Below are 25223 nucleotides of genomic sequence, written 5' to 3'. Positions count from 1 at the left end.
GCTGGTCCGGTGGGCCGGTCCGGCCGGTCTCACTTGACGACGACACCTCCGGAGTCGTCCCCGGCGGGAGCTTCGGGGGCGGATCCCGGGTCGGGGCGATGGTCCCCGCCGTCCGTGCCGGGCGGGGCCGGGTCCGGGGTCGGCTCGGGGCAGGGAGCCCCGCCGCCACCGCCACCGTTGCCGCCGCGCCCGTCGCCGCCGTCCCGGCCGCCGCAGCCGCCCCGGCCGCCGCGCCCGCCCGCGCCCCCGGTGCCGCTCTGGCCCGGAGCCGTACAGACAGGGGTGGTGCCCGTTCCGTCGCCTCCGTTGCCGCCGTCGCCGCCGTCGCCCCGCCGGCAGTCGCCGTCGTCGTCGGACCAGCGGTGATCGTCGTCGTGGTGTCCGTGGCGGTGCCGGTGACGGCGATCGTGCCGGTCGTCGTCGCGGTCGTCATGGTTGTCGTGGCCTTGGTGGCGGTCGTGATGCTTGTCCACCGCGACGCTGACGGGATCGGCGCGGCCGTGCGGTGCCGCGACGACCGAGCCCGCCGGGACCAGCGCGCCGCCGACGGCGAAAAAAACGATGGCGGCGGCCGCGGCCAGGGAGTTCTTGCGGGTGTCGTGATGCATGGGGCTCTCTTTTCCGGTCTTTTTCGTGGATGTTTTCCGGGTTTCTTTCCGGTCTCTTTCGTGTCAGCCGTTGACCATCAGCGCGGACCAGTCGGCATTGAGGTAGGACCAGCACGACACGGACCTTGTCGGCCAGGGTGAGGGCGTCCTTGGGCTTGTCCGGCAGATCGGCGTACCGGTCGCAGGCGTGTGTACCGGGCTTGCCGGGCTCACCGGGGCGGCCGCTCTCACCGCCGTCGCCGCCCTGGCCGCCGGATCCGCCCGAGCCGCAGTCCTCCGAGCCGGCCGGGGCCTGGGCGGTGTGGCGGGCGGGGGGCCGCTGCTGGGGCGCGGGGCCCGGCGCGGCCCGGGCGACGCACCCGGCGCCCGCCGTGAGGGCGAGGGTGGCGGCCACGAGGCGGACCGCTCGCCGCCAGAGACTCCTGGACATGGGCTTCTCCTGGGGAGATGGGTGCGAGACGGAGCGGCCCGGGCGTCCTGATTCCGCCCGGGCCGCCGGTTCCGTCGCTCAGACCGCGTTGCCGCCGTCGCCGCCGTTGCCGCCTACGACACCGCCGGCCCCGCCGTCGCCGCCGTCACCGGCCGTGGTCCCGCCGTCGCCGCCGTTGCCGCCGGCACCGCCCAGGACACCCCCGGCGCCGCCGTCACCACCGTCACCGCCGGTCGTGCCGCCCTTACCGCCGTTGCCGCCGTCGCCGCCCTGGACCCCACCGTTGCCGCCGTTGCCGCCGTTGCCACCGGTGCCTCCCTTGCCCTTGTCGGTCTCCTTGCCCTTGTTGTGGTCCTTGTGGTGGTCCGAGTGGTCCTTGTCGTGGTCGTTGCGGTGGCCCTTGTCGTGGTCCTCGTTGTGGTGCTTGTAGTGCCAGTGATCCCTGTAGTCCTTGTGGTGATGGTCCTTGTCGTGGCCGGTCAGTGCCTGGGCCACCGCCGACGACTGCGGCATCGGGGCCGCCGTCGCCGTGACGGCCGGCAGCATCACTCCTCCTGCGATGGCCGCGGCCGCAGCGGCCTTCGCCGCGAGACGCAGTCCCCGCTTCGTACGGTTTTCATCACGGTTCTCGTTCGTGCGCTTCATGGTTTGCTCCTCCTCATTGCGTGGGGCCCTTTTCGGTTTCCGGTATTTCCGGTGGGGCCCGCACTTCAAGTAGGCCGGAGCGGCGTGGCGCGGTCACGTTCCGAGGACTCGGGACTTGACGGAGTGGAATGCGCCCGCTAGCAGGGCGCGGACCGGTGGCGGATCAGTTGCGCTTTCCGGCGGCCGGACCCCTGAGGACGGGTCCGGCCCAGGCGGGCGGCTCGGGCACCGGGCCGGAGTCCAGCAGGGTGTCCGCGCAAGGGGCGCCACAGGGGCCCGCCGCGGGATCCGCGGAGGCGGTGGCCACCCGGGGGTCCACCAGCGTCGGCGTACGGCCGCGCGGGCTGACCTCGCCGGTCGCGGCGCGCAGGGCCGCCACGAATTCCAGGCAGGAGCCGTAGCGGTCGTCCGGGATCTTCGCCAGGGCCCGCTTGAGGACGTCGTCGGCGGCCGGCGGGATGTCCGGCCGCTCCTCGCTCAGCGCGGGCGGCGGGTCGTACTGGTGGGCCCAGAGCAGGTCGAGGTGGTCCGCGCAGTGGAAGGGCGGGGCACCGGTGAGGGTCTCGTGGACCACACAGGCGAGGCTGTACAGGTCGGACCTGCCGTCGACCGGGCGGCCGGCGATCCGCTCGGGCGCCACGTAGTCGAGGGTGCCGACGAACTCGCCGGCGGTGGTGAATCCGGTGAGTGACAGGGACTTCTTCGCCAGCCCGAAGTCGGTGAGGTAGACGTGCTCGGGATGGTCGCTGTCGACGCCCTCGGCCACCAGGACGTTGCCGGGTTTGACGTCCCGGTGCACCAGGTCACGGGCGTGGGCCGCGTCGAGCGCGGACGCCAGCTGGGCCGCGACGCGCAGCGCGGTGGCCACCGGCAGCGGGCCCTCCCGGTCGATCAGGGCGCGCAGATCGAGGCCGGAGACGAAGCACATGGCGATGTAGAGGATCCCGTCGGCCTCCCCGGCCTCGAAGACGGGGACGATGTTGGGATGGTCGATGGCGGCGGCGACCCGCGACTCCTGGGCGAAGCGGCGGCGGAAGGCGTCGTTGCGGGTGTACTCGGGGGCCAGCAGCTTGAGGGCGACCGTCCGGCCGAGGCGCAGGTCCTTGGCGCAGTAGACGACGGCCATGCCACCGCGGCCGAGTTCGCGCTCGACCCGGTAGCCCGCGATCTCCCTCCCGATCAGATCGGAGGGCCCGCCACCCTGCCCGCTCACGCCCGAATTCTATCGATCTGATCCTTGCGCGCGCCTGCTCACGGCTCGGGTGGGCACAGGGGACAGGGCACGGGACCCGGCCGGCGAAGGCCCGGGCCTCCCTCAGGGGACCCGGGCCTTCACTCATCCCATGACGTCCGTCACGCCGCCACGGGAACCTCCGGCGTCGCGCCGTTCGTGGCGGGCGCGAGCGCCAGCTCCAGGACCTGGCGGACGTCGGTCACGGCGTGGACGTCGAGCTTGTCCAGCACCTCGGCCGGGACGTCGTCCAGGTCCGGCTCGTTGCGCTTGGGGATGATCACGGTGGTCACCCCGGCGCGGTGGGCGGCGAGCAGCTTCTGCTTCACGCCGCCGATGGGCAGCACCCGGCCGGTCAGCGAGACCTCGCCGGTCATGGCCACGTCCGTGCGGACCAGGCGGCCGGACAGGAGCGACGCGAGGGCCGTCGTCATCGTGATGCCGGCGCTCGGGCCGTCCTTCGGGACCGCGCCCGCCGGGAAGTGGATGTGCACGCCCCGGTCCTTCAGGTCGCCCACGGGCAGCTCCAGTTCGGCGCCGTGACTACGCAGGAAACTCAGCGCGATCTGCGCCGACTCCTTCATCACGTCGCCCAGCTGACCGGTCAGGGTCAGGCCGGCCGCGCCGGTCTCCGGGTCGGCGAGGGACGCCTCGACGAAGAGCACGTCGCCACCGGCGCCGGTGACCGCGAGGCCGGTGGCCACACCGGGGACGGCCGTGCGGCGCTCGGCCGGGTCCTGGGCGGACTCGGGCACATGGTGCGGGCGCCCGATCAGTCCGCGCAGGTCCTCGTCCCGCACGGTGAACGGCAGCTCGCGCTCACCCAGTTCGTGCTGAGCGGCGACCTTGCGCAGCAGCCGCGCGAGGGACCGCTCCAGGGTGCGCACGCCCGCCTCGCGGGTGTACTCGCCGGCGAGCTTGCGCAGCGCGCTCTCGTCGAGGGTGACCTCGTCCTTGTCCAGGCCGGCCCGCTCCAGCTGGCGCGGGAGCAGGTGGTCACGGGCGATGACGACCTTCTCGTCCTCGGTGTAGCCGTCCAGGCGGACGATCTCCATACGGTCCGCCAAAGCCTCCGGGATGGCCTCCAGGACGTTGGCGGTGGCGAGGAAGACCACGTCGGACAGGTCGAGTTCGACCTCCAGGTAGTGGTCCCGGAAGGTGTGGTTCTGCGCCGGGTCCAGAACCTCCAGCAGGGCCGCGGCCGGGTCGCCGCGGAAATCGGAGCCCACCTTGTCGATCTCGTCCAGCAGGACCACCGGGTTCATGGACCCGGCCTCCTTGATGGCGCGCACGATCCGGCCGGGCAGCGCGCCGACGTACGTACGCCGGTGGCCGCGGACCTCGGCCTCGTCCCGGACGCCGCCGAGGGCGACCCGCACGAACTTGCGCCCCATCGCGTGCGCGACGGACTCACCGAGGCTGGTCTTGCCGACACCGGGCGGGCCGACGAGGGCCAGCACGGCACCGCCGCGCCGCCCGCCGATGACACCCAGACCCCGGTCGCCGCGCCGCTTGCGCACCGCCAGGTACTCGGTGATGCGCTCCTTCACGTCCTCGAGTCCGGCGTGCTCGGCGTCGAGGACGGCCTTGGCGCCCTGGATGTCGTAGGCGTCCTCGGTCCGCTCGTTCCACGGCATCTCCAGGACGGTGTCCAGCCAGGTGCGGATCCAGGAGCCCTCGGGCGACTGGTCGGAGGCCCGCTCCAGCTTGTCGACCTCCTTCAGGGCGGCCTCGCGGACCTTCTCCGGCAGATCGGCGGCCTCCACGCGGGAGCGGTAGTCGTCGGACTCCTCACCCTCCTGCTCGCCGTTCAGCTCGCGCAGCTCCTTGCGGACGGCCTCGAGCTGACGGCGCAGCAGGAACTCCCGCTGCTGCTTGTCGACGCCCTCCTGGACGTCCTTGGCGATGGTCTCGGCCACCTCCTGCTCGGCGAGGTGGTCCCGCAGCTGCTGCGTGGCGAGCTTGAGTCGGGCCACCGGGTCGGCGGTCTCGAGCAGTTCGACCTTCTGCTCGGTGGTGAGGAACGGCGAGTAACCGGAGTTGTCGGCGAGCGCGGAGACGTCGTCGATGGCCTGGACGCGGTCCACGACCTGCCAGGCGCCGCGCTTCTTCAGCCAGGCGGTGGCGAGCGCCTTGTACTCCTTGACGAGTTCCGCGGCCTGACCCGGCAGCGGGTCGGGCACGCTCTCGTCGATGCGCGCGCCCTCCACCCAGAGCGCCGCGCCGGGGCCGGTGGTGCCGGCGCCGATGCGTACCCGGCTCCGGCCGCGTATGAGAGCCCCCGGGTCACCGTCGGCCAGCCGGCCGACCTGCTCCACCGTGCCCAGCACACCGGTCTTCGCGTACGTGCCGTCGATGCGCGGCACCAGCAGCACCTTGGGCTTCCCGGGCTCCGACCGGGCGGCGGCCTGCGCTGCCTCCACCGCGGCACGGACCTCGGCGTCGCTCAGGTCCAGCGGAACCACCATCCCGGGCAGCACGACCTCGTCGTCGAGCGGCAGCACGGGCAGGACGAGCGTGAACGCCGTGGACTCAGCAGCCATGATCTCCCCTTAGGCAGTCAACTTGAGCTATGCCGACTCAATGCATGGCGCTCCGCCAATGTTCCCGATCCCTTGTTCGCTGTGAGCGATCAGTTGACGACGCGCCTGTTTTCGCAGGTCATGCAGTGCCCCGCGGCCCTTGCGGTCGGCCGCCGGGAGTTGATGCCACGGGGTCCCGTCCATGGCCTCGGCCTCCGCCGCGTACGCCCCCGAGGGATCGCCGCCCAGCCAGTCGTCCCCGTGCGCGCGACCCATGACGCGTATGCCGTCCGCCACGTGGGGGAGGACCGCGTGGCGACCCGCGGCGCGCACGGCGTCGCGAGCTTCGAGAGGTCACGTCACGCCCGCGGTACCGCGCCGCGGCCGAGGCAGCTCTCCGCCCTGCGGCGGAGGTTCACCGGGGAAGCGGGGAAACCACCGTGGCGGTCCGCTGCCAGCGCCGGACCAGCGGCCAGCCGGCGACACCGAGCGTGAGGGCGATGAGGTGGCCCCAGTTGGTCATCGGGTCCTGAAAGGCGATCAGGTCATTGAGGAGCGCGCCGCCCACCAGGGCGAGCAGGGGCCAGCGCAGCCATGGTCCGAGCAGGCCGGCCAGGGCTCCGATGCTGGCGGCGACGCCGAAGCTGATGCCGTAGTCGAGACGGTGCAGTGAGGTCTCCGGAAGGTGCCCGAACAGGACCGCCAGGCCCACCGGGACCTCGGTGGCGAGCGTGGCCAGGACGTGCCCGGCGAGGAACACGCAGGCCGTGCGGATCCCGCCTATCCGCCGCTCCAGCGCGGTGAGCACGAGCACGAAGGCCAGCGCGTACGGAGAGACGATCCCACCCGCGATCCATACGGCGCTCGCCAGCAGCACCGGTACGGGCGTGCGCAGCAGATGGGCCACGTCCGTACTGGAGTTCCGGTGGAGGGTGTGCACGAGTCCGGGGTCGGCCAGAGCCGCGACCAGGGAGGTGACGACCAGGACGGCCGCGTAGGCGAAGGTGAACGGGGTGCCGGCCGGAGTGGGCGCCAGACGCCACCAGCGCGGCGCCGGGACGGCCGGACCCGCTTCGACCGGTGCCGGGGCGGGCGCCGTCGCCCCGCGCTGGCGCGGCACGCCGTCCAGCAGCCCGGCGATCGCGGGGGCCGGGAGGGCGGTGGTGCCGTCGGCAAGGGGCGTACCCGGCAGGGGCGGTGACGCGGCCGTCGCAGGGCCCGTCGCGATCCGTTCCACGGTGAGGCGCTCCTTCCGTCGCGCCCTACCCTTCGGGTTCAACGGGCCGCTGTCTATGACCGAGGCCACGCGAGAGCGGATTCACAGCAACCTCTTACGCTCCGGCTGCGTCCGTGTCCCGTCGGCCCGCTTTCGCGAAGCCCCGCGCACCGAGCAGGTCCTCACGCCCCACGACGGGTACCCCCGCGCCCGGCTCGCACCCCTGTGCGGTCACCACGGGATCCGCCGGCCCGTTTGCCCCGGCATCCGTAATTCCCGTGAATACCAAGCCCGGTTCGAGCAGGATGAGCGCATGACTGCCGTGCACGACTCACCCGTGGTCCTGGACCGGCGCCACGGCCCGTACGGCGAAGTGGTCCTGCGCAGACACGGTGCGCTGCTCCAGATCATCGCCAACGGCTGCTTCCTGATGGACACCTCCGACGGCCGCTCGGAGCGGCTGCTGGTCGACGCCGCTTACGCCGCCCTGGACGGGCGCCCGGCGCCGGACGTGCTGATCGGGGGGCTGGGCGTGGGGTTCTCGCTCGCACACGCGGCCGCCGACCCGCGCTGGGGGCGGATCGTCGTCGTGGAGCGGGAGCCCGCCGTCATCGGCTGGCATCACCACGGGCCCTTGTCCGAGCTGTCCGCCGCCGCGCTCGCCGATCCCCGCACCGAGATCGTGGAAGCCGATCTCGTGTCGTACGTCAATGAGACATCAGACACGTTCGACGCACTGTGTCTCGACATCGACAACGGCCCGGCCTGGACCGTCACCGAGGACAACGACGGCCTCTACTCGACGGCCGGACTCCTCGCATGCGCAAGGGTGTTGAGGCCCGGCGGGGTGTTCGCGGTGTGGTCGGCGAGGCCCTCTCCGGAATTTGAAGGAACCATGCGGAATGCCGGGTTCCGGCAGGTGCGTACCGAAGAGGTGCCCGTTGCCCGGGGCGTTCCGGACGCCGTGCACCTCGGCGTCCGACCTGGATAGCGACAGCGCGGTGAGTCCCCGTAATGTGCTGCCCTGACGCAGATCATTCAAGCGTCAATCGCAGACATGGGATCACCCCACGGATTCCGGAAAGCAACAACAGGGGCGGGCGATGGAGCAGACACACACCTCCCAGAGCGGCGCGGCGACGACCACCCCGGGCGCACAGCGCCGGGTGCTGGTCGTCGAGGACGACCCGACGATCGTCGACGCCATCGCGGCCCGGCTCCGCGCCGAGGGATTTCTCGTGCAAACCGCGGCCGATGGTCCGGCCGCCGTCGACACGGCCGAGGCCTGGCAGCCCGACCTGCTGATCCTCGACATCATGCTGCCCGGCTTCGACGGGCTCGAGGTCTGCCGGCGGGTGCAGGCGCAGCGGCCGGTGCCGGTGCTGATGCTCACGGCGCGGGACGACGAGACCGACATGCTGGTCGGGCTCGGCGTGGGTGCCGACGACTACATGACCAAGCCGTTCTCCATGCGGGAGCTGGCGGCACGCGTGCATGTGCTGCTGCGGCGCGTGGAGCGTGCCGCGCTCGCCGCCACGACGCCGCGCAGCGGGATCCTGCGCCTCGGTGAGCTGGAGATCGACCACGCGCAGCGCCGGGTGCGGGTGAAGTCCGAGGACGTCCATCTGACGCCCACCGAGTTCGACCTGCTGGTGTGCCTGGCGAACACCCCGCGCGCGGTGCTCTCCCGCGAGCAGCTGCTGGCCGAGGTGTGGGACTGGGCGGACGCCTCGGGCACCCGCACGGTCGACAGCCACATCAAGGCGCTGCGGCGGAAGATCGGCGCCGAACGCATCCGCACGGTGCACGGCGTGGGCTACGCCCTGGAGACGCCGACACCATGAGCGGTGCCGGGCGCCAGGCCGCACGGAGGAGCCCCGGGGAGGGACCCTGGGGCGGCGTACGCCCGTTCTCGATCAAGACCAAGCTGGGCGCGCTGGTCGTCATCTCGGTGCTGATCACCACCGGTCTGTCGATGATCGCGGTGCACACCAAGACGGAGCTGCGCTTCATCACGGTCTTCTCGATGATCGCCACACTGCTGATAACGCAGTTCGTGGCGCACTCGCTCACCATGCCGCTGGACGAGATGAACACGGTCGCCCGCTCGATCTCGCAGGGCGACTACACGCGCCGCGTGAAGGAGAACCGCCGGGACGAACTCGGCGACCTGGCCGGGACGATCAACGTCATGGCCGACGAGCTGGAGGCCCAGGACCGGCAGCGCAAAGAGCTGGTGGCGAACGTCTCGCACGAGCTGCGCACCCCGATCGCCGGGCTGCGCGCGGTGCTGGAGAACATCGTCGACGGGGTCACCGAGGCCGACCCGGAGACCATGCGCACGGCCCTGAAGCAGACCGAGCGGCTCGGCCGGCTCGTGGAGACGCTGCTGGACCTCTCCCGCCTCGACAACGGCGTCGTGCCGCTGAAGACGCGGCGGTTCGAGGTGTGGCCGTACCTGTCGGGCGTACTGAAGGAGGCCAACATGGTCGCCTCCGCGCGCGCGGGCATCGCCTCCGGCTCCGGCAGCCACACGCGGACGGACGTCCATCTGCACCTCGACGTCTCGCCACCGGAGCTGACCGCGCACGCGGACCCCGAGCGCATCCACCAGGTCGTCGCGAACCTGATCGACAACGCGGTCAAGCACAGCCCGCCGCACGGCCGCGTGACGGTGAAGGCGCGGCGCGGGCCGCAGCGGGAGTCGCTGGAGCTGGAGGTCCTGGACGAGGGCCCCGGTATCCCCCGGTCGGAGTGGCACCGGGTGTTCGAGCGGTTCAACCGCGGAGTGGTGACCCGGCCGCACGGACCGGGCAGCGACGGCGGTACGGGACTCGGGCTCGCGATCGCCCGGTGGGCGGTGGATCTGCACGGCGGCCGGATCGGTGTGGCCGAGTCCGAGCGGGGCTGCCGGATCATCGTCACCCTTCCGGGACCGTCTTCCGTCCCGAGTTGACGTAGGGTTCGAACCGGAAGCACAAGATCCACGACGGTCGCTGCCGTTCCCGTGCGGCTGGACACGTGTGATCAGGGGCAGGCCCGCGCCACCCGTCGAACGAAGACGCGCCGGGCCGATGCCGGTGCACCCTCTCACCTGCGGAACCACGCTTGTTTCCCGCCATATCAAGCCCTAAAACAAGATTTCCGATGTGACTTACACGACGATGAACGGGCCCGACCTGACCTTCGCGGTCTTGGAGGCGTAGCCTTTATTCCCGCTGTCCATCACCTTGTGAAGCGGAAGAGGGCGGTTGCCGCCGTGTCGCCACAGTCCCCCAGTAACTCGAGCTCCCCCAGCCTTCGGCCGGGCGGTGCCCCCACGACCGACGACCAAGCCGGGAAGAACCCCGCTGCCGCGTTCGGTCCGAACGAGTGGCTCGTCGACGAGATCTATCAGCAGTACCTCCAGGACCCGAATTCTGTAGACCGCGCCTGGTGGGACTTCTTCGCCGATTACAAGCCGGGGGCTCCTGCCACCCCGGCTCCGGCGGGTACTGCGGCCGCGGGGGCCGCAGAGACCACCTCCCCCACGCTCGACTCCGCTCGCGCGGGGGGAACCCCGTCGGCCCCGCAGGCCCAGCCCGCGGCTCCGGCCCCCGCGGCCCCGAAGCCCGCAGCGGCTCCGGCCCCCGCGGCACAGGCCGCCCCCGCCCCGGCCAAGCCGGCGCAGCCCGCACAGGCGCCCGCTCAGCCGAAGGCCAAGGCCGCCCCCGCCGCTCAGGCCCCCGACGGCCCGGAGCTGATCACGCTGCGCGGCCCGGCCGCCGCGGTCGCGAAGAACATGAACGCCTCACTGGAGCTGCCGACCGCCACCTCGGTCCGCGCGGTCCCGGTGAAGCTGCTGTTCGACAACCGCATCGTCATCAACAACCACCTCAAGCGCGCCCGCGGCGGGAAGATCTCCTTCACGCACGTCATCGGCTACGCGATGGTGCAGGCCATCAAGGCCATGCCGGCGATGAACTGGTCGTTCGGTGAGAAGGACGGCAAGCCGACCCTCATCAAGCCGCCGCACGTCAACCTCGGCCTGGCCATCGACCTGGTGAAGCCCAACGGCGACCGCCAGCTCGTCGTGGCCGCCATCAAGAAGGCCGAGACGCTGAACTTCTTCGAGTTCTGGCAGGCCTACGAGGACATCGTCCGCCGTGCCCGCGACGGCAAGCTGACGATGGACGACTTCACCGGAGTCACGGTCTCCCTGACCAACCCTGGCGGCCTCGGCACCGTCCACTCCGTGCCGCGTCTGATGCCCGGCCAGTCCGTGATCATGGGCGTCGGCTCCATGGACTACCCGGCGGAGTTCCAGGGCACCAGTCAGGACACCCTGAACAAGCTCGGCATCTCGAAGGTCATGACGCTCACGTCGACCTACGACCACCGGGTGATCCAGGGCGCCGCCTCCGGCGAGTTCCTCCGCCAGGTCGCGAACCTTCTGCTCGGCGAGAACGGCTTCTACGACGACATCTTCGAGGCCCTGCGCATCCCCTACGAGCCGGTCCGCTGGCTCCGGGACATCGACGCCAGCCACGACGACGACGTCACCAAGGCCGCCCGCGTCTTCGAGCTGATCCACTCCTACCGGGTCCGCGGCCACGTCATGGCCGACACCGACCCGCTGGAGTACCGCCAGCGCAAGCACCCCGACCTGGACATCATCGAGCACGGTCTCACCCTGTGGGACCTGGAGCGCGAGTTCGCCGTCGGCGGCTTCGCCGGCAAGTCGATGATGAAGCTGCGTGACATCCTCGGCGTGCTGCGCGACTCGTACTGCCGCACCACCGGCATCGAGTTCATGCACATCCAGGACCCCAAGCAGCGCAAGTGGATCCAGGACCGGGTGGAGCGCCCGCACTCCAAGCCGGAGCGCGAGGAGCAGCTGCGCATCCTGCGCCGCCTGAACGCGGCGGAGGCCTTCGAGACCTTCCTGCAGACCAAGTACGTCGGCCAGAAGCGCTTCTCGCTGGAGGGCGGCGAGTCCGTCATCCCGCTGCTCGACGCGGTGATCGACTCCGCGGCCGAGTCCCGGCTGGACGAGGTCGTCATCGGCATGGCCCACCGTGGCCGCCTGAACGTCCTGGCGAACATCGTCGGCAAGTCGTACGCGCAGATCTTCCGCGAGTTCGAGGGCAACCTCGACCCGAAGTCGATGCACGGCTCCGGCGACGTGAAGTACCACCTGGGCGCCGAGGGCACCTTCACGGGCCTGGACGGCGAGCAGATCAAGGTCAGCCTGGTCGCGAACCCCTCCCACCTCGAGGCGGTCGACCCGGTCCTCGAGGGTGTCGCGCGCGCCAAGCAGGACATCATCAACAAGGGCGGTACGGACTTCACGGTCCTGCCGGTGGCGATCCACGGCGACGCGGCCTTCGCGGGCCAGGGCGTGGTGGCCGAGACCCTGAACATGTCGCAGCTGCGCGGATACCGCACCGGCGGCACGGTCCACATCGTCATCAACAACCAGGTCGGCTTCACCGCCGCCCCCGAGTCCTCGCGTTCCTCCATGTACGCGACGGACGTGGCCCGCATGATCGAGGCCCCGATCTTCCACGTGAACGGCGACGACCCCGAGGCCGTGGTGCGCGTCGCCCGTCTGGCCTTCGAGTTCCGCCAGGCGTTCAACAAGGACGTGGTGATCGACCTCATCTGCTACCGCCGCCGCGGTCACAACGAGTCGGACAACCCGGCCTTCACCCAGCCGCTGATGTACGACCTGATCGACAAGAAGCGCTCGGTGCGCAAGCTCTACACCGAGTCCCTCATCGGTCGGGGCGACATCACCCTGGAAGAGGCCGAGCAGGCCCTGCAGGACTACCAGGGCCAGCTGGAGAAGGTCTTCACGGAGGTCCGCGAGGCCACCTCGCAGCCGGTCGCGGGTGACGTCCAGGCGCCGCAGGACGGCTTCCCGGTCGCGGTCCCGACCGCGGTCTCCGCGGAGGTCGTCAAGCGGATCGCCGAGTCCCAGGTCAACGTCCCGGACCACATCACCGTTCACCCGCGTCTGCAGCCGCAGCTGCAGCGCCGTGCGGCGATGGTCGAGGACGGCACGATCGACTGGGGCATGGGCGAGACCCTCGCCATCGGCTCCCTGCTGCTGGAGGGCACCCCGGTCCGCCTGGCGGGCCAGGACTCCCAGCGCGGCACCTTCGGCCAGCGCCACGCGGTGCTGATCGACCGGGAGACCGGCGAGGAGTACACCCCGCTGCACTACCTCTCCGAGGACCAGGCCCGCCTGAACGTCTACAACTCCCTGCTCTCCGAGTACGCGGCGATGGGCTTCGAGTACGGCTACTCGCTGGCCCGCCCCGACGCCCTCGTGATGTGGGAGGCGCAGTTCGGCGACTTCGTCAACGGCGCCCAGACGGTCGTCGACGAGTTCATCTCCTCGGCCGAGCAGAAGTGGGGCCAGACCTCCGGCGTCACCCTGCTGCTGCCGCACGGCTACGAGGGCCAGGGACCGGACCACTCGTCCGCGCGTCCCGAGCGGTTCCTCCAGCTCTGCGCCCAGAACAACATGACGGTGGCCATGCCCACGCTCCCGTCGAACTACTTCCACCTCCTGCGGTGGCAGGTGCACAACCCGCACCACAAGCCGCTGGTCGTCTTCACCCCGAAGTCGATGCTGCGCCTGAAGGCCGCGGCCTCGAAGGCGGAGGAGTTCACCACGGGGCAGTTCCGCCCGGTCATCGGGGACGGCTCGGTCGACCCGGCCGCGGTCCGCAAGGTCGTCTTCTGCGCCGGCAAGGTCTACTACGACCTCGAGGCCGAGCGGCAGAAGCGCGGCGTCACGGACACGGCGATCATCCGCATCGAGCGCCTGTACCCGCTGCCGGGTGCCGAGCTCCAGGCGGAGGTCAACAAGTACCCGAACGCCGAGAAGTACCTGTGGGCGCAGGAGGAGCCGGCGAACCAGGGTGCCTGGCCGTTCATCGCGCTCAACCTGATCGACCACCTGGACCTGGCGGTCGGCGCGGACATCCCGGCGGGCGAGCGTCTGCGGCGTATCTCGCGTCCGCACGGCTCCTCCCCGGCGGTGGGCTCCGCCAAGCGCCACCAGGCCGAGCAGGAGCAGCTGGTGCGTGAGGTGTTCGAGGCGTAGGGCCTCCGGCACACGCGCTGAGGGGCCCGGCCCCGAGTCCCCACGGACTCGGGGCCGGGCCCTTCCTCCGCATACGCTGGCTCCGTAGAACCCTGGCCCATGGCCGACCCACAGGAGAGCATCTGTGTACTTCACCGACCGAGGCATTGAAGAACTGGAGAAGCGGCGCGGTGAGGAGGAGATCACCTTCGAGTGGCTCGCCGAACAGCTGCGGACGTTCGTCGACCTGAACCCGGACTTCGAGGTGCCGGTGGAGCGCCTGGCGACCTGGCTCGCCCGGTTGGACGACGAGGACGACGAGTAGGACGAGTAGGACGACGAAGCGGACGACGGGTAGGTCGTCCATCAGCGGTCTGACTGCGGGGCGCCTGTACGGCGCCCCGTTCTGCGTGCCTCGTGAGTGTCTTGACTTCCGGCAACCGCGATATATCGTGTCTTTGAGAGGACGCGATATGGCGTGTCCTGGCCGGATCCCGCCGAGGAGGACATCCATGTCCGAGTGGAGCGTCACCGAGCCCCAGAAGCTCACCTTCGACACCGCCGTGAGCGACCTGCACGTCCGCATCGTCAACGGAACGGTGAACGTGGTGGGCACGGACGAAGGTTCCGCACGCCTGGAGGTCTCGGACATCGAGGGCCCACCCCTGGTGATCACCCAGAGGCGCGGCGTCCTCACGGTGGCCTACGACGATCTGCCCTGGAAGGGCTTCCTGAAATGGCTCGACCGCAAGGGCTGGCGGCGCAGTGCGGTCGTCTCCCTGGCGGTCCCCGCCGGCACGCGCGTGGAGGTGGGCGTGGTCGGCGCCGGCGCGGTCGTCTCCGGCATCCGCGGCCCGGCGGTGATCAGGGGAGTGACCGGCGACACCACCCTGGTCGGCGTCGCGGGCCCCGTCCGCGCGGAGACCGTCTCGGGGAACCTGGAGGCCCAGGCGGTCACCGGCGACCTGCGGTTCCACTCGGTCTCGGGAGACCTGACCGTGGTCGAGGGCTCCGGCCCCTCCGTCCGCGCCGACTCCGTCAGCGGCTCCATGATCGTGGACCTGGACCCGGACGGCCCCACGGAGGTCAGCCTCACCAGCGTCTCCGGCGAGATCGCCATCCGCCTGCCCCACCCGGCGGACGCCGAGGTCGTGGCGAACACGGCGAGCGGCACGATCTCCAGCGCTTTCGACGGACTGCGGGTGCACGGCCAGTGGGGCGCCCACCAGATCACCGGCCGGCTCGGCGCGGGCACCGGCAGGCTCCGGGCCACCACGGTCTCCGGTTCCATCGCCCTGCTGCGCCGCCCGACCCGCGAGGACGGGGAGAGCACCCCCTGGGAGGCCGAGCCCCCACGGAACCCCGGCGCCGGCCCCACACCCGACCCGGTCGACACCGCGCCGGCCGCTCCGGGGGACAATTCCGTCTCCGGCCGGGGCGCCGACCCCACCGACACCCCGGCCGACGGCACGACCGACAAGAAGGTGCTCTGACATGCCTCCCGTCTTCGCCCACGGCCGCCTCCGCCTGTACCTGCTCAAGCTGCTCGACGAGGCCCCGCGCCACGGCTACGAGGTGATCAGGCTCCTGGAGGAGCGCTTCCAGGGGCTGTACGCCCCCTCGGCGGGTACGGTCTACCCCCGCCTGGCCAAGCTGGAGGCCGAGGGCCTGGTCCGGCACACCACCGAGGGCGGCCGCAAGGTGTACTCCATCACGGACGCCGGCCGCGCCGAACTGGCCGACCGCAGCGGTGAGCTGGCCGACCTGGAGCTGGAGATCCGCGAGTCGGTCGCGGAGCTGGCCGCCGAGATGAGGGCCGATGTGCGCGGCGCGGCGGGCGACCTGCGCCGCGAGATGCGGGCGGCGGCCTCCGAGGCCCGTCGGGGCACCACGGCGGCAGGAGGCCCGGCGGGCCCTTCCGGGGAGTTCGGCGGCATCGGTGACAAGGAGGCCTGGCGCGCCGCCGAGGAGGAGATGCGCCGGGTCAAGCAGGAGTGGAAGGAGCAGGCCCGCCGCGCCAAGGACGAGAGTCGCCGGGCCCGCGAGGAGGCCCAGCAGGCCCGTCGCCAGGCCCAGGAGGCCCAGGCCCGGGCACGGGCACAGGCGGAGGCGGAGATGCAGCGGATCGCCCGGCGGGTCCAGGACCGCGTCCAGGACCACTTCACCCGCGGCGACTGGCCGACCGGCGTCCGCGAGGGCCTGACCGAACTGGCGAAGGACTTCGGCGAGTTCGGAAAGGGCCTCGGCAAGGAGTTCGGCAAGGACTGGCCCTTCGGCCGCACCCCCGAGGGCACGGCCGGGTCCACGCCCGGCCCCGAACCGGACCACCCCTCCACTCCGGAGGACTTCCCGGCCGCTTACGAACCCTCCTGGGCCCACGCGGACTTCACGGGCGATCCGGCCCGTGACCTGGACCGACTCTTGGACCGCTTCCGCGACGACATCCGCGACACGGCCCGCGACCACGGCATCACCGCCAGCCAGTTGCGCGACGCCCGCCATCACCTCTCCGCGGCTGCGGCCCGCATCACATCCCTGCTCCGCCCCCCGACTCCCTGACCCCGCCGCCGGCGGACCAGCCCGGGCCTTCCAGCCCCGAGCGGCCCGCCCCCAGCCGACCGAGTCGGCTGGGGGTGGGCGAAAACCCCGGTCACCCGGCCCCGGCCTCCCCGTTCAGCACCCGCGTCACCGCCTCGTACGACACCCCCACGTCGGCCAGCACCTCGCCCGCCACCCCCGGCAGGACAGTCAGCGCCAACAGCAGATGCTCATCCCCGATGTGCCTCTCCCGGCGGCCGAGAGCAACCCGCAGGGCCTTCTCCAGCACATCCTTCGCCCCCCGGCCGAAACTCAGCCGACGCCCGTCCCCCCGGCCCCGGCCTCCACCGTCCCAGTCCCCGGACATGGCCCCGACGCCGTGCGCCTCCTCGACCCGGGCCACGACCTCCGACACATCGATCCCCAGCCCCGCCAGCGCGTCCGCGTCCGCCCGGGTCAGCCCCGCACGCCGCCGCGCCTCCGCCAGGGCCCGCCGCACCGGCTCCCGGCGCTCGGCGAGCCCCAGGGCGGACAGCGCGAAGGACGCCCGGCTGCCCTCCCGGTCGAGGAGAGCGAGCAGCAGATGCTCGGCACCGACAGACCGCGCCCCATCCCCCTCCGCGTGCGTGAAAGACCCCTTGACCACGGCCCGGGCGTCCTTCGTGAACCGCTCGAACATCAACGCCTCCCGTACTTCTTGTGCACGGCCTGCCTGCTGACACCGAGCTCCGCGGCGATCTCCTGCCACGACCAGCCCTGATTGCGCGCATTGCGCACCTGCACCGCCTCCAGCTGCTCCAGCAGTCTGCGCAGCGCGGCCACGGCCCGCAGTCCGACCCGCGGGTCTCGATCGCCTGCGCGCTCGGCGAGATCCGTTGCTTCCGTCATGATGTCAACCTACGTTGACGGAAGCTCCATGTCAACCTTAGTTGACATCCGCGCCGTGAAGAAGGCGGGTCCGGCACCCCGGACCCGCCTGACAGCCCTTCCCAGCCCTTCCAGCCCTTTCAGCCCTTTCAGCCTGAGGAGACCTGAGGAGTTCAGAAGCTGGTGAGCACGATCTTCCCGAACTGCTCCCCGGACGCGAGCCGTTCGAAGCCCTCACGGGCCCGGTCCAGCGGCAGCTCCTCGTCGATGACGGGCCTTACGCCGGTCGCGGCGCAGAAGGAGAGCAGGTCCTCCAGCTCGTCCTTCGTGCCCATGGTGGAGCCGACCACCTTCAGCTCCAGGAAGAAGATGCGGGTCAGCTCGGCATGCGAGGGCCGGTCCCCGCTGGTGGCCCCGGAGATGACGAGCGTGCCGCCGGGCCGGAGCGACTTCACCGAGTGGGACCAGGTGGCGGCGCCCACGGTCTCGATGACGGCGTCCACCCGCTGCGGCAGCCGCGCTCCCGGCTCCACCGCCTCCACGGCCCCCAGCTCCAGGGCCCGCTTCCGCTTCGCCTCGTCGCGGCTGGTGGCGAAGACCCGCAGTCCCGCCGCCTTGCCGAGCACGATCGCGGCCGTGGCGACACCGCCGCCCGCGCCCTGCACGAGAACCGAGTCGCCGGGCCGCACCCCGGCGTTGGTGAAGAGCATCCGGTACGCCGTCAGCCACGCGGTCGGCAGGCAGGCGGCCTCGGCGAAGGACAGTTCCCTGGGCTTGGGCAGGACGTTCCAGGTCGGTACGGCGACCTGTTCGGCGAAGGTGCCCTGATAGCGCTCGGTGAGGATCGAGCGCGGCTCGTTCGGGCCGACGCCATGGCCGGTCTGGCCGATGACGGAGTGCAGGACGACCTCGTTGCCGTCCTCGTCGATGCCGGCGGCGTCGCAGCCGAGGATCATCGGGAGCCGGTCCTCGGGGAGGCCGACGCCGCGCAGGGACCAGAGGTCGTGGTGGTTGAGGGAAGCGGCCCGCACCGTGATGGTGCTCCAGCCGGGACGGGCCTCGGGAGCCGGACGCTCCCCCAACTCGAGGCCGGTGAGCGGCTGGTCGCGGTCGATTCGGGCGGCGTAGACAGCGAACATGGGCTCGACGATAGGTGCGCCGTCCAGCCGACGGAACCGCGGGGCGCTGTGACACATGCCCTCTTGCGCGACAGCACCCACTCGGCCCACCCGCCTCCGACAGGCGTCGAGGGCACCCTCGCCATCACCCGATCGGCCGGGCGGGCGGGTAAAGAAACGGCCCCGCCCGAACGGACGGGGCCATTCAGCGCAACGTCAGCGACGAGCGACGCCCTCGGCACGAGCAGCAGCCGCGACCGCCGCCGTGACCGCCGGAGCGACCCGCTCGTCGAACGGCGACGGAATCACATAGTCGGCGGCGAGATCGTCACCGACCACCGCGGCCAGCGCCTCCGCCGCAGCGATCTTCATGCCCTCCGTGATCCGTGTGGCCCGCACCTGCAGCGCCCCCGCGAAGATCCCGGGGAAGGCCAGCACGTTGTTGATCTGGTTCGGGAAGTCCGAGCGCCCGGTCGCGACGACCGCCGCGTACTTGTGCGCCACCTCCGGGTGGACCTCCGGGTTCGGGTTGGCCATCGCGAAGACGAAGGCGCCCTCCGCCATGGAGGCCACGGCCGCCTCCGGGACCGTACCGCCGGAGACGCCGATGAAGACGTCGGCGCCCGCGAGGGCGTCCTCCAGCGAGCCGGTGAGGCCCGCCTTGTTGGTGAAGGAGGCCAGCTCACGCTTGACCGGCGTCAGGTCCTCCCGGTCCGCCGACACGACGCCCTTGCGGTCCGCCACGGCCACGTCCCCGATGCCGGCTTCCACCAGCATCTTGGCGATGGCGACACCGGCCGCGCCGGCGCCCGAGATGACGGCCCGCAGCTGTCCGATCTCGCGCCTGCTCAGCCGGGCCGCGTTCCGCAGCGCCGCGAGCGTCACGACGGCCGTACCGTGCTGGTCGTCGTGGAAGACCGGGATGTCGAGGCGCTCCTGCAGCCGGCGCTCGATCTCGAAGCACCGGGGCGCCGAGATGTCCTCCAGGTTCACTCCGCCGAAGGACGGGGCGAGCCGGACGACGGTCTCCACGATGTCGTCCACGTCGGTGCAGTCGAGCGCGATCGGCACCGCGTCGACGCCGCCGAACTGCTTGAACAGGATCGCCTTGCCCTCCATCACGGGGAGGGAGGCCTGGGGACCGATGTCCCCGAGTCCGAGCACGGCCGTGCCGTCGGTCACGACGGCCACCACCGAGGACTTCCATGTGTAGTCGTTGACCAGGTCCGGCTGTTCCGCGATCGCGGTGCACACGCGCGCCACACCGGGCGTGTACGCGAGGGAAAGGTCGTCCTTGTCACGGACCGGCACGGTGGCCTGCACAGCCATCTTGCCGCCGCGGTGCAGCGCGAACACCGGATCGAAGGAATCGAGGGGCTCGGCCCCGCCGTCCTGATCCGTACTGGCGTCGCTGCGAGGATTGACGATCTCCGCTGCCACTTTGTTTTACCCCTTAGGTATGCATGGTTTGAGGGTCGACCACTCCTGGTGAGGGGTGGGCGGGCACCGCGTACGGCTCGATTGCGGATACGTACGAGCACATACGCGACGGGCGCGCCGCACACGCGCCCTGAGCCCCGGATGAGGGGTGTAAAGAACCTTCTTACCGGACGGACGGTACCCACGACGAGTCCATTAGGTGCAAGGTCACATCCCGGAACCGCGAAGCGACGCGCGGATGGCACGCGGCCGACGGCCCGGATGGGCGCGCAAGCACGCAGGCCCGGCCGGCGGGGTCCGGCGCGCAGGCGCCCAAGCCCGGCCGGCGGGGTCCGGCGGGCGGGTGATCACATCGTGAGACGCGCCGAAGATTTTCCGGCCGGAGTGCTGGATTCCCGCAGATGTTCGGCGGTGATGGACCGGGGATGTACCGACCTGATGTGATTCGGGGGCACCCGTTATCCGATTTTGACATAGTGACGCCCCTGAATGGCGTAGTCCGAATGGCAAGATGCCGTAAACCCACGAGGTCGCGACACGCGAAGGTGTGTGTTTCCGTCGACCCATCGGCAACTCTTCCCATCCGCCGGAGGAACCACGATGACCGCAAGCTCCACCCGTCGTACCACCGCCGCGCACTCCCGTCTGGCCGCGGTCGGTGCGATCGCGGTCGCAGGCGCCCTGCTGCTCACCGGCTGCGGTGACCAGACCAAGGACAAGAACAACGACTCCGGCAGCGCGACCAGCAGCGCCCCGCTGGCCGACAAGCTCCCGCAGGACATCCGCAGCAAGGGCAAGATCCGGGTCGGCTCGGACATCGCCTACGCCCCGGTGGAGTACAAGGACTCCTCCGGCAAGGTCGTCGGCCTGGACCCCGACCTGGCGGCGGCCATGGGCAAGCAGCTCGGGGTGACGTTCGAGTTCCAGAACGGCACCTTCGACGGCCTGCTCACCGGTCTGCGCTCGGACCGCTACGACATCGCGATGTCGGCGATGACGGACAACAAGAACCGTCAGGAGGGTGTCGACCCGGACACCGGCAAGAAGGTCGGCGAGGGCGTCGACTTCGTCGACTACCTGACCGCCGGCGTCTCGATCTACACGCGCAAGGGCGACACCAAGGGCATCACGACCTGGGAAGACCTGTGCGGCAAGAAGCTCGCCGTCCAGCGCGGCACCACTTCCGAGGACCTGGCCAAGCAGCAGGCCAAGAAGTGTCCGAGCGGCAAGAAGCTCGCCATCGAGGCGTTCGACGACAACCAGCAGGCCCAGACCCGGCTGCGCTCCGGTGGCGCGGACGCCGTGTCCGCCGACTTCCCGGTCGCCGCGTACGCGGTGAAGACCTCCGGCAGCGGCAAGGACTTCCAGATCGTCGGCGACCAGGTCGAGGCGGCCCCGTACGGCATCGCCGTCGCCAAGAAGGAGACCCAGCTGCGGGGCGCCCTCCAGGCCGCGATGGACGCGATCATCGGGAACGGCGAGTACCAGAAGATCCTCGAGAAGTGGGGCGCTCAGGACGGCGCCGTCAAGAAGTCCGTCGTCAACGGCGGCAAGTGACCCGCGGCAGCGCCAGCGGCCACTGAGAGGCAACACCCGTGACTGACATTGACAAGACGGCGGGCCCGAAGGACACGCCCCCGGCCGGCGCGGAGGCCATCAAGGCCATTCCGGTCCGGCATTACGGGCGCTACGTCACCGCCGTCATCGCGATCGCACTCCTCGTCGCGATCATCTACGCGTTCGGACAGGGCCAGATCAACTGGCACGCGGTACCGGACTACTTCTTCGACGACCGGATCATGACCGGTGTCTACAAGACCCTCCTGCTGACGGTCCTGTCGATGCTGATCGGAATCGTCGGCGGCATCGTCCTGGCGGTGATGCGGCTGTCGAAGAACCCGGTGACCTCCGCGATCGCCTGGTTCTACATCTGGTTCTTCCGCGGCACCCCGGTCCTGGTCCAGCTGTTCCTCTGGTTCAACCTGGGCCTGGTCTTCCACTACATCAACCTGATGCCGCTCTACAAAGACGAGTGGTCGAACTTCATGACGCCGCTGCTGACGGCGCTGCTCGGCCTGGGTCTGAACGAGGCGGCGTACATGGCCGAGATCTGCCGGGCCGGTCTGCTCGCGGTGGACGAGGGCCAGACCGAGGCGGCCCACGCCCTGGGCATGAGCCACGGCAAGACGCTGCGCCGGGTGGTCATCCCGCAGGCGATGCGCGTCATCGTGCCGCCCACGGGCAACGAAGTGATCAACATGCTGAAGACGACCTCGCTCGTGGCGGCCGTCCAGTATCCCGAGCTGTTCCGTTACGCCCAGGACATCGGCCAGAACTCCGGTGCCCCGGTGGAGATGTACTTCCTCGCCGCGGCCTGGTACCTGATCATGACCTCGGTCCTGAGCGTGGGCCAGTACTACATCGAGCGCTACTACGCCCGTGGCTCCAGCCGCCAGCTGCCGCCCACGCCGTGGCAGAAGGTGAAGGCCAACATGCTGTCGCTGGGCCGCCCGAAGGGAGCGGTGGGCGCATGACCGACAAGCTGAGCAAGAAGCAGGACACCCCCGCGCAGGGCACGGTCCCGATGGTCAGGGCGGAGGGCGTCCACAAGTCCTTCGGCCACGTCGAGGTGCTCAAGGGCATCGACCTGGAGGTGAAGCCGGGCGAGGTCTTCTGCCTCATCGGCCCCTCCGGCTCCGGCAAGTCGACGTTCCTGCGGTGCATCAACCACCTGGAGAAGATCAACGCCGGGCGGCTGTACGTCGACGGCGAGCTGGTCGGCTACCGCCAGCAGGGCGACAAGCTGTACGAGCTGCGTGACCGCGAGGTCGCGACGAAGCGCCGGGACATCGGCATGGTCTTCCAGCGCTTCAACCTGTTCCCGCACATGACGTCCCTGGAGAACGTCATGGAGGCGCCGGTCCAGGTGAGGGGCGTGAGCAGGACGCAGGCCCGGGAGCGGGCCATGCAGCTGCTGGAGCGCGTGGGCCTGGCCGACCGGGCCGGGCACTACCCCTCGCAGCTCTCCGGCGGCCAGCAGCAGCGTGTGGCGATCGCCCGGGCCCTCGCGATGGACCCGAAGCTGATGCTGTTCGACGAGCCGACCTCGGCCCTGGACCCGGAGCTGGTCGGTGACGTCCTTGACGTCATGCGCGACCTCGCCGAGTCCGGTATGACCATGGTCGTCGTCACCCACGAGATGGGCTTCGCCCGCGAGGTGGGCGACAGCCTGGTGTTCATGGACGACGGTGTGGTGGTCGAATCCGGCCATCCCCGGGATGTCCTGACCAACCCGCAGCACGAGCGGACGCAGTCGTTCCTGTCCAAGGTTCTCTGACACGTCGCCGGGGAAGGGCGGTACGGGCTCTCCGTACCGCCCTTCCCCATGCGGCGAGGACAACAGGCGGTGCTTCGGCGCCGGTTGCCGCAGCCGGGCCCGCGTGAGCGGGAACCTTTCGTCCTTCCGGCGTTTGCGGGGGTCCGGGGGCGGTGGCCCCTCGGTGCAGCACGAGCGGCAGGGGCGGCAGCCGGGCCCCGGGGCCGAGGGCGATGGGCGGCCGGACCGCCGGCGCCAGTGCGAGGGGCAGGCCCCCGGGACACGGAAGAGGGGGTACGCACCCCTCGTACCGCCTCCGCGGCGCGCGGCTCGCACCTACTTCAGTGCCAGCAGCAGGGTGTCCGACGGGGAGCACCACACCGGCCGGGCCTCGCCGAAGCCCTGCTCGCGCAGCACACGCGCATGCCAGGCCGCCGAGGGCATGTCCCCGTCGGCGTGCTCGCCGTAGATCTCGAAGCGCTTGGCGGTCGGCTCGGCGAGGACGGGATCCTGGGCCGCGAGCTGCCACCACTCGGCCCAGTCCAGGGCCCCGTCCCGCTTGGCCTGATCCATGCGCGCGTGGCGCCGGGCGCGCTCGGCCGCGTTGATCCGGGGCGTCGTCTCGTCGATCATGTGGTCCGCGTTCATGAAGACACCGCCGTCGCGTACGAGTTCCGCGACCTGACCGTAGAGGGCCGCGAGGGGTTCGCTGTGCAGCCAGTGCAGGGCCGTGGCGGTCAGGACGGCGTCGTAGGAGTCGTACGGCAGCTTCGCCGTCCAGTCGGGATTCTTGAGGTCGGCGGTGACGAAGGAGACCCGGTCGTCGCCCTCGAAGGTGCCGCGCGCGATGGCGAGCAGCGCCGGGTCGAGGTCGACGCCGGTGCTGGTGGCCTCCGGGAAGCGGGCGAGCAGCCGGGCGGTGATGCTGCCGGTGCCGCACGCCAGGTCGAGCACGCGCGGGGCGGTGCCCACGAGCGCCTCCACCATGTCGAGCATGATCCGGAAGCGTTCCTCACGGTCCGGCATGTACCACTCCTGCTGCCGGTCCCAGCTCTCCTGCCAGGCCGCCCAGTCGGTCCCGGTGCTCGTGGTCATGGACCCTCAGCTCCCCTCGTTCCGCGTAATACCCTGGATACACGACCGGCTGTTACCCGACCGCAGACACGACACCATAAAGCGCCACCGTAAGGACTACAAGTGGAACTGGCCTATTACTCGGATTACGCCGTGCGTCTCGTCAACAGCGAGGAACCGGCCCGGGGCAAGGACACCCTGACCTCGGTCGAGGCCGTCCGCGACCTCTTCGGCGCCAACTCGTCGGCGGCCCGCCGCGCCACGGACGCCGATGTCACACGCTTCCGCTCGGTCCGGGCCCGGCTGCGCGCGGTCTTCGAAGCGGCCGACAAGGACGACGAGACCCTCGCCGTGGACCTGCTGAACTCACTGCTGCTGGAGTTCCCGGTGAGCCCCCAGATCTCCGGGCACGACTACCGCGACGAGGACGGCCGCCCGCTGTGGCACATGCACCTGGCCGACCACCCGTCCAACGCCACCGCCGGCTACGCGGCGATCGCGGCGATGGGCCTGGCCTTCCACCTGACCGAGTACGGCGTGGACCGCCTCGGCCTGTGCGAGGCGGCCCCGTGCCGCAACGCCTACCTCGACACCTCCACCAACCGCTCCCGGCGCTACTGCTCCGACCGTTGCGCGACCCGCGCCAACGTGGCCGCCTACCGGGCCCGCAAGCGCCTGGAGGCCGACCGGTCGGAGAAGAGCGGCCTCGCGGCCGAGAGTGCCCAGCGCACCAGCGTCAGCGGCGAGCGCTGACCGGCCGGCAGGGGCCGGTACCTGAACCGGGCCTTGCCCAGGATGAGTTCATCCGGCACGACCCCGTAGTCGGTGCTGTCCCCACCCGCGTACGGATTGTCCCCGAGCACCCACCAGCCGCCCTCGCGCCGCTCCACGGCCCGTTTGACGACCAGCAGGTCCTGCTGGAACGGATGACGCAGGACCACGACGTCCCCTGATCGGATCACGGCCCCGTACTGCAGCAGCAGCCGGTCACCGTGCCGGAGCGTGGGCACCATGGACGGGCCCGTCACCTCGGCCAGCCCCAAGGGCGCCACGGCCCTCCCCCGCTCGGTCTCCTGCGACGGCTCCGGCATCCCCGGCACCTCCCCGGTCCGTTCCTCCACCAGTCTCAGTCTCACCCTGGAC

Annotated in this window: 22 protein-coding genes; 11 read left to right on the top strand and 11 right to left on the bottom strand. The window is 70.9% G+C overall.

The annotated features are described in order from the left end of the window. Positions 1-29: 29 nt before the first annotated feature. From ABZ079_RS26630 to ABZ079_RS26610, 5 genes are all read right to left on the bottom strand, one after another. On the bottom strand, positions 30-608 hold the full coding sequence (locus tag ABZ079_RS26630; RefSeq protein ID WP_356941969.1) for a hypothetical protein: 579 nt from the start codon (positions 606-608) through the stop codon (positions 30-32). A gap of 508 nt (positions 609-1116) precedes the next feature. Next, positions 1117-1683, bottom strand: coding sequence for a hypothetical protein (locus ABZ079_RS26625; protein WP_356941968.1), 567 nt, complete (start codon positions 1681-1683; stop codon positions 1117-1119). A 163-nt stretch (positions 1684-1846) separates the two neighbouring features. Then, on the bottom strand, positions 1847-2896 hold the full coding sequence (locus tag ABZ079_RS26620; RefSeq protein ID WP_356941967.1) for a serine/threonine-protein kinase: 1050 nt from the start codon (positions 2894-2896) through the stop codon (positions 1847-1849). A gap of 140 nt (positions 2897-3036) precedes the next feature. Then, positions 3037-5457 (bottom strand): endopeptidase La, encoded by a 2421-nt coding sequence (gene lon, locus ABZ079_RS26615; protein ID WP_356941966.1) that lies wholly within the window; start codon positions 5455-5457, stop codon positions 3037-3039. Between the two features lie 394 nt (positions 5458-5851). Then, on the bottom strand, positions 5852-6673 hold the full coding sequence (locus tag ABZ079_RS26610; RefSeq protein WP_356941965.1) for a rhomboid-like protein: 822 nt from the start codon (positions 6671-6673) through the stop codon (positions 5852-5854). Positions 6674-6965: 292 nt separating this feature from the next. Between ABZ079_RS26610 and ABZ079_RS26605 the strand changes: the two genes are divergently transcribed. The 7 genes from ABZ079_RS26605 to ABZ079_RS26575 all read left to right on the top strand — a co-directional run bounded on the left by ABZ079_RS26605 (position 6966) and on the right by ABZ079_RS26575 (position 16286). Then, a complete protein-coding gene (locus ABZ079_RS26605) occupies positions 6966-7643 on the top strand; it encodes a spermidine synthase (RefSeq protein ID WP_356941964.1) in 678 nt (225 codons plus the stop codon). Positions 7644-7755: 112 nt separating this feature from the next. After that, a complete protein-coding gene (locus tag ABZ079_RS26600; RefSeq protein WP_014674952.1) occupies positions 7756-8496 on the top strand; it encodes a response regulator transcription factor in 741 nt (246 codons plus the stop codon). Further along, positions 8493-9608, top strand: a complete 1116-nt coding sequence (locus tag ABZ079_RS26595; RefSeq protein ID WP_356941963.1) for a HAMP domain-containing sensor histidine kinase — start codon at positions 8493-8495, stop codon at positions 9606-9608. Before ABZ079_RS26600 ends, ABZ079_RS26595 begins: the two co-directional genes overlap by 4 nt. A 303-nt stretch (positions 9609-9911) precedes the next feature. Next, positions 9912-13748: a multifunctional oxoglutarate decarboxylase/oxoglutarate dehydrogenase thiamine pyrophosphate-binding subunit/dihydrolipoyllysine-residue succinyltransferase subunit gene (locus ABZ079_RS26590; protein ID WP_356941962.1), complete on the top strand. Its 3837-nt coding sequence runs from the start codon at positions 9912-9914 to the stop codon at positions 13746-13748. Positions 13749-13872: 124 nt separating this feature from the next. Beyond that, the gene (locus tag ABZ079_RS26585; RefSeq protein ID WP_028420339.1) at positions 13873-14052 is read left to right on the top strand and encodes a DUF6104 family protein; all 180 of its coding nucleotides are present in this window, start codon (positions 13873-13875) and stop codon (positions 14050-14052) included. Positions 14053-14239: 187 nt separating this feature from the next. Further along, on the top strand, positions 14240-15220 hold the full coding sequence (locus ABZ079_RS26580; RefSeq protein WP_356941961.1) for a hypothetical protein: 981 nt from the start codon (positions 14240-14242) through the stop codon (positions 15218-15220). A 1-nt stretch (position 15221) separates the two neighbouring features. Beyond that, positions 15222-16286: a PadR family transcriptional regulator gene (locus ABZ079_RS26575; protein ID WP_356941960.1), complete on the top strand. Its 1065-nt coding sequence runs from the start codon at positions 15222-15224 to the stop codon at positions 16284-16286. Between the two features lie 91 nt (positions 16287-16377). On the opposite strand, the gene ABZ079_RS26570 is transcribed toward ABZ079_RS26575, so the two are convergent. The 4 genes from ABZ079_RS26570 to ABZ079_RS26555 all read right to left on the bottom strand — a co-directional run bounded on the left by ABZ079_RS26570 (position 16378) and on the right by ABZ079_RS26555 (position 19690). Next, entirely contained in the window at positions 16378-16944 is a 567-nt protein-coding gene (locus ABZ079_RS26570) for a Clp protease N-terminal domain-containing protein (RefSeq protein ID WP_356941959.1), read from the bottom strand. Beyond that, entirely contained in the window at positions 16944-17153 is a 210-nt protein-coding gene (locus ABZ079_RS26565) for an HTH domain-containing protein (RefSeq protein WP_073889424.1), read from the bottom strand. The genes ABZ079_RS26570 and ABZ079_RS26565 overlap by 1 nt, the downstream gene beginning before the upstream one ends. A gap of 152 nt (positions 17154-17305) precedes the next feature. Further along, complete coding sequence (locus ABZ079_RS26560; RefSeq protein WP_356941958.1) at positions 17306-18271, bottom strand: zinc-binding dehydrogenase; 966 nt, start codon at positions 18269-18271, stop codon at positions 17306-17308. A gap of 195 nt (positions 18272-18466) precedes the next feature. Beyond that, entirely contained in the window at positions 18467-19690 is a 1224-nt protein-coding gene (locus ABZ079_RS26555; RefSeq protein WP_356941957.1) for an NADP-dependent malic enzyme, read from the bottom strand. Between the two features lie 600 nt (positions 19691-20290). Here ABZ079_RS26555 and ABZ079_RS26550 point away from each other — a divergent pair. The 3 genes from ABZ079_RS26550 to ABZ079_RS26540 are packed head-to-tail and all read left to right on the top strand — an operon-like array spanning position 20291 to position 23027. Next, positions 20291-21247 carry an ABC transporter substrate-binding protein gene (locus ABZ079_RS26550; RefSeq protein WP_356941956.1) on the top strand — a complete coding sequence of 319 codons (957 nt, stop codon included), beginning with the start codon at positions 20291-20293 and terminating at the stop codon, positions 21245-21247. A 38-nt stretch (positions 21248-21285) separates the two neighbouring features. Then, entirely contained in the window at positions 21286-22224 is a 939-nt protein-coding gene (locus ABZ079_RS26545) for an amino acid ABC transporter permease (protein ID WP_356941955.1), read from the top strand. Between the two features lie 50 nt (positions 22225-22274). Further along, on the top strand, positions 22275-23027 hold the full coding sequence (locus tag ABZ079_RS26540) for an amino acid ABC transporter ATP-binding protein (protein ID WP_356942023.1): 753 nt from the start codon (positions 22275-22277) through the stop codon (positions 23025-23027). A gap of 315 nt (positions 23028-23342) precedes the next feature. On the opposite strand, the gene ABZ079_RS26535 is transcribed toward ABZ079_RS26540, so the two are convergent. Beyond that, positions 23343-24101, bottom strand: a complete 759-nt coding sequence (locus tag ABZ079_RS26535) for a class I SAM-dependent methyltransferase (RefSeq protein ID WP_356941954.1) — start codon at positions 24099-24101, stop codon at positions 23343-23345. 102 nt (positions 24102-24203) lie between these two features. On the opposite strand from ABZ079_RS26535, the gene ABZ079_RS26530 reads away from it, so the two are divergent. After that, the gene (locus tag ABZ079_RS26530) at positions 24204-24833 is read left to right on the top strand and encodes a CGNR zinc finger domain-containing protein (protein WP_356941953.1); all 630 of its coding nucleotides are present in this window, start codon (positions 24204-24206) and stop codon (positions 24831-24833) included. Here ABZ079_RS26530 and sodX read toward each other — a convergent pair. Then, a complete protein-coding gene (gene sodX, locus ABZ079_RS26525) occupies positions 24737-25171 on the bottom strand; it encodes a nickel-type superoxide dismutase maturation protease (protein ID WP_356941952.1) in 435 nt (144 codons plus the stop codon). The two genes, ABZ079_RS26530 and sodX, sit on opposite strands and share 97 nt — an antisense overlap. Between the last annotated feature and the right edge of the window lie 52 nt (positions 25172-25223).

Origin of the sequence: Streptomyces sp. NPDC006314, from assembly GCF_040613075.1 — a bacterium.
Classification (GTDB): domain Bacteria; phylum Actinomycetota; class Actinomycetes; order Streptomycetales; family Streptomycetaceae; genus Streptomyces.
Note: the sequence above shows the minus strand (reverse complement) of the source record. Positions and strands in the feature narration are given on the sequence as shown.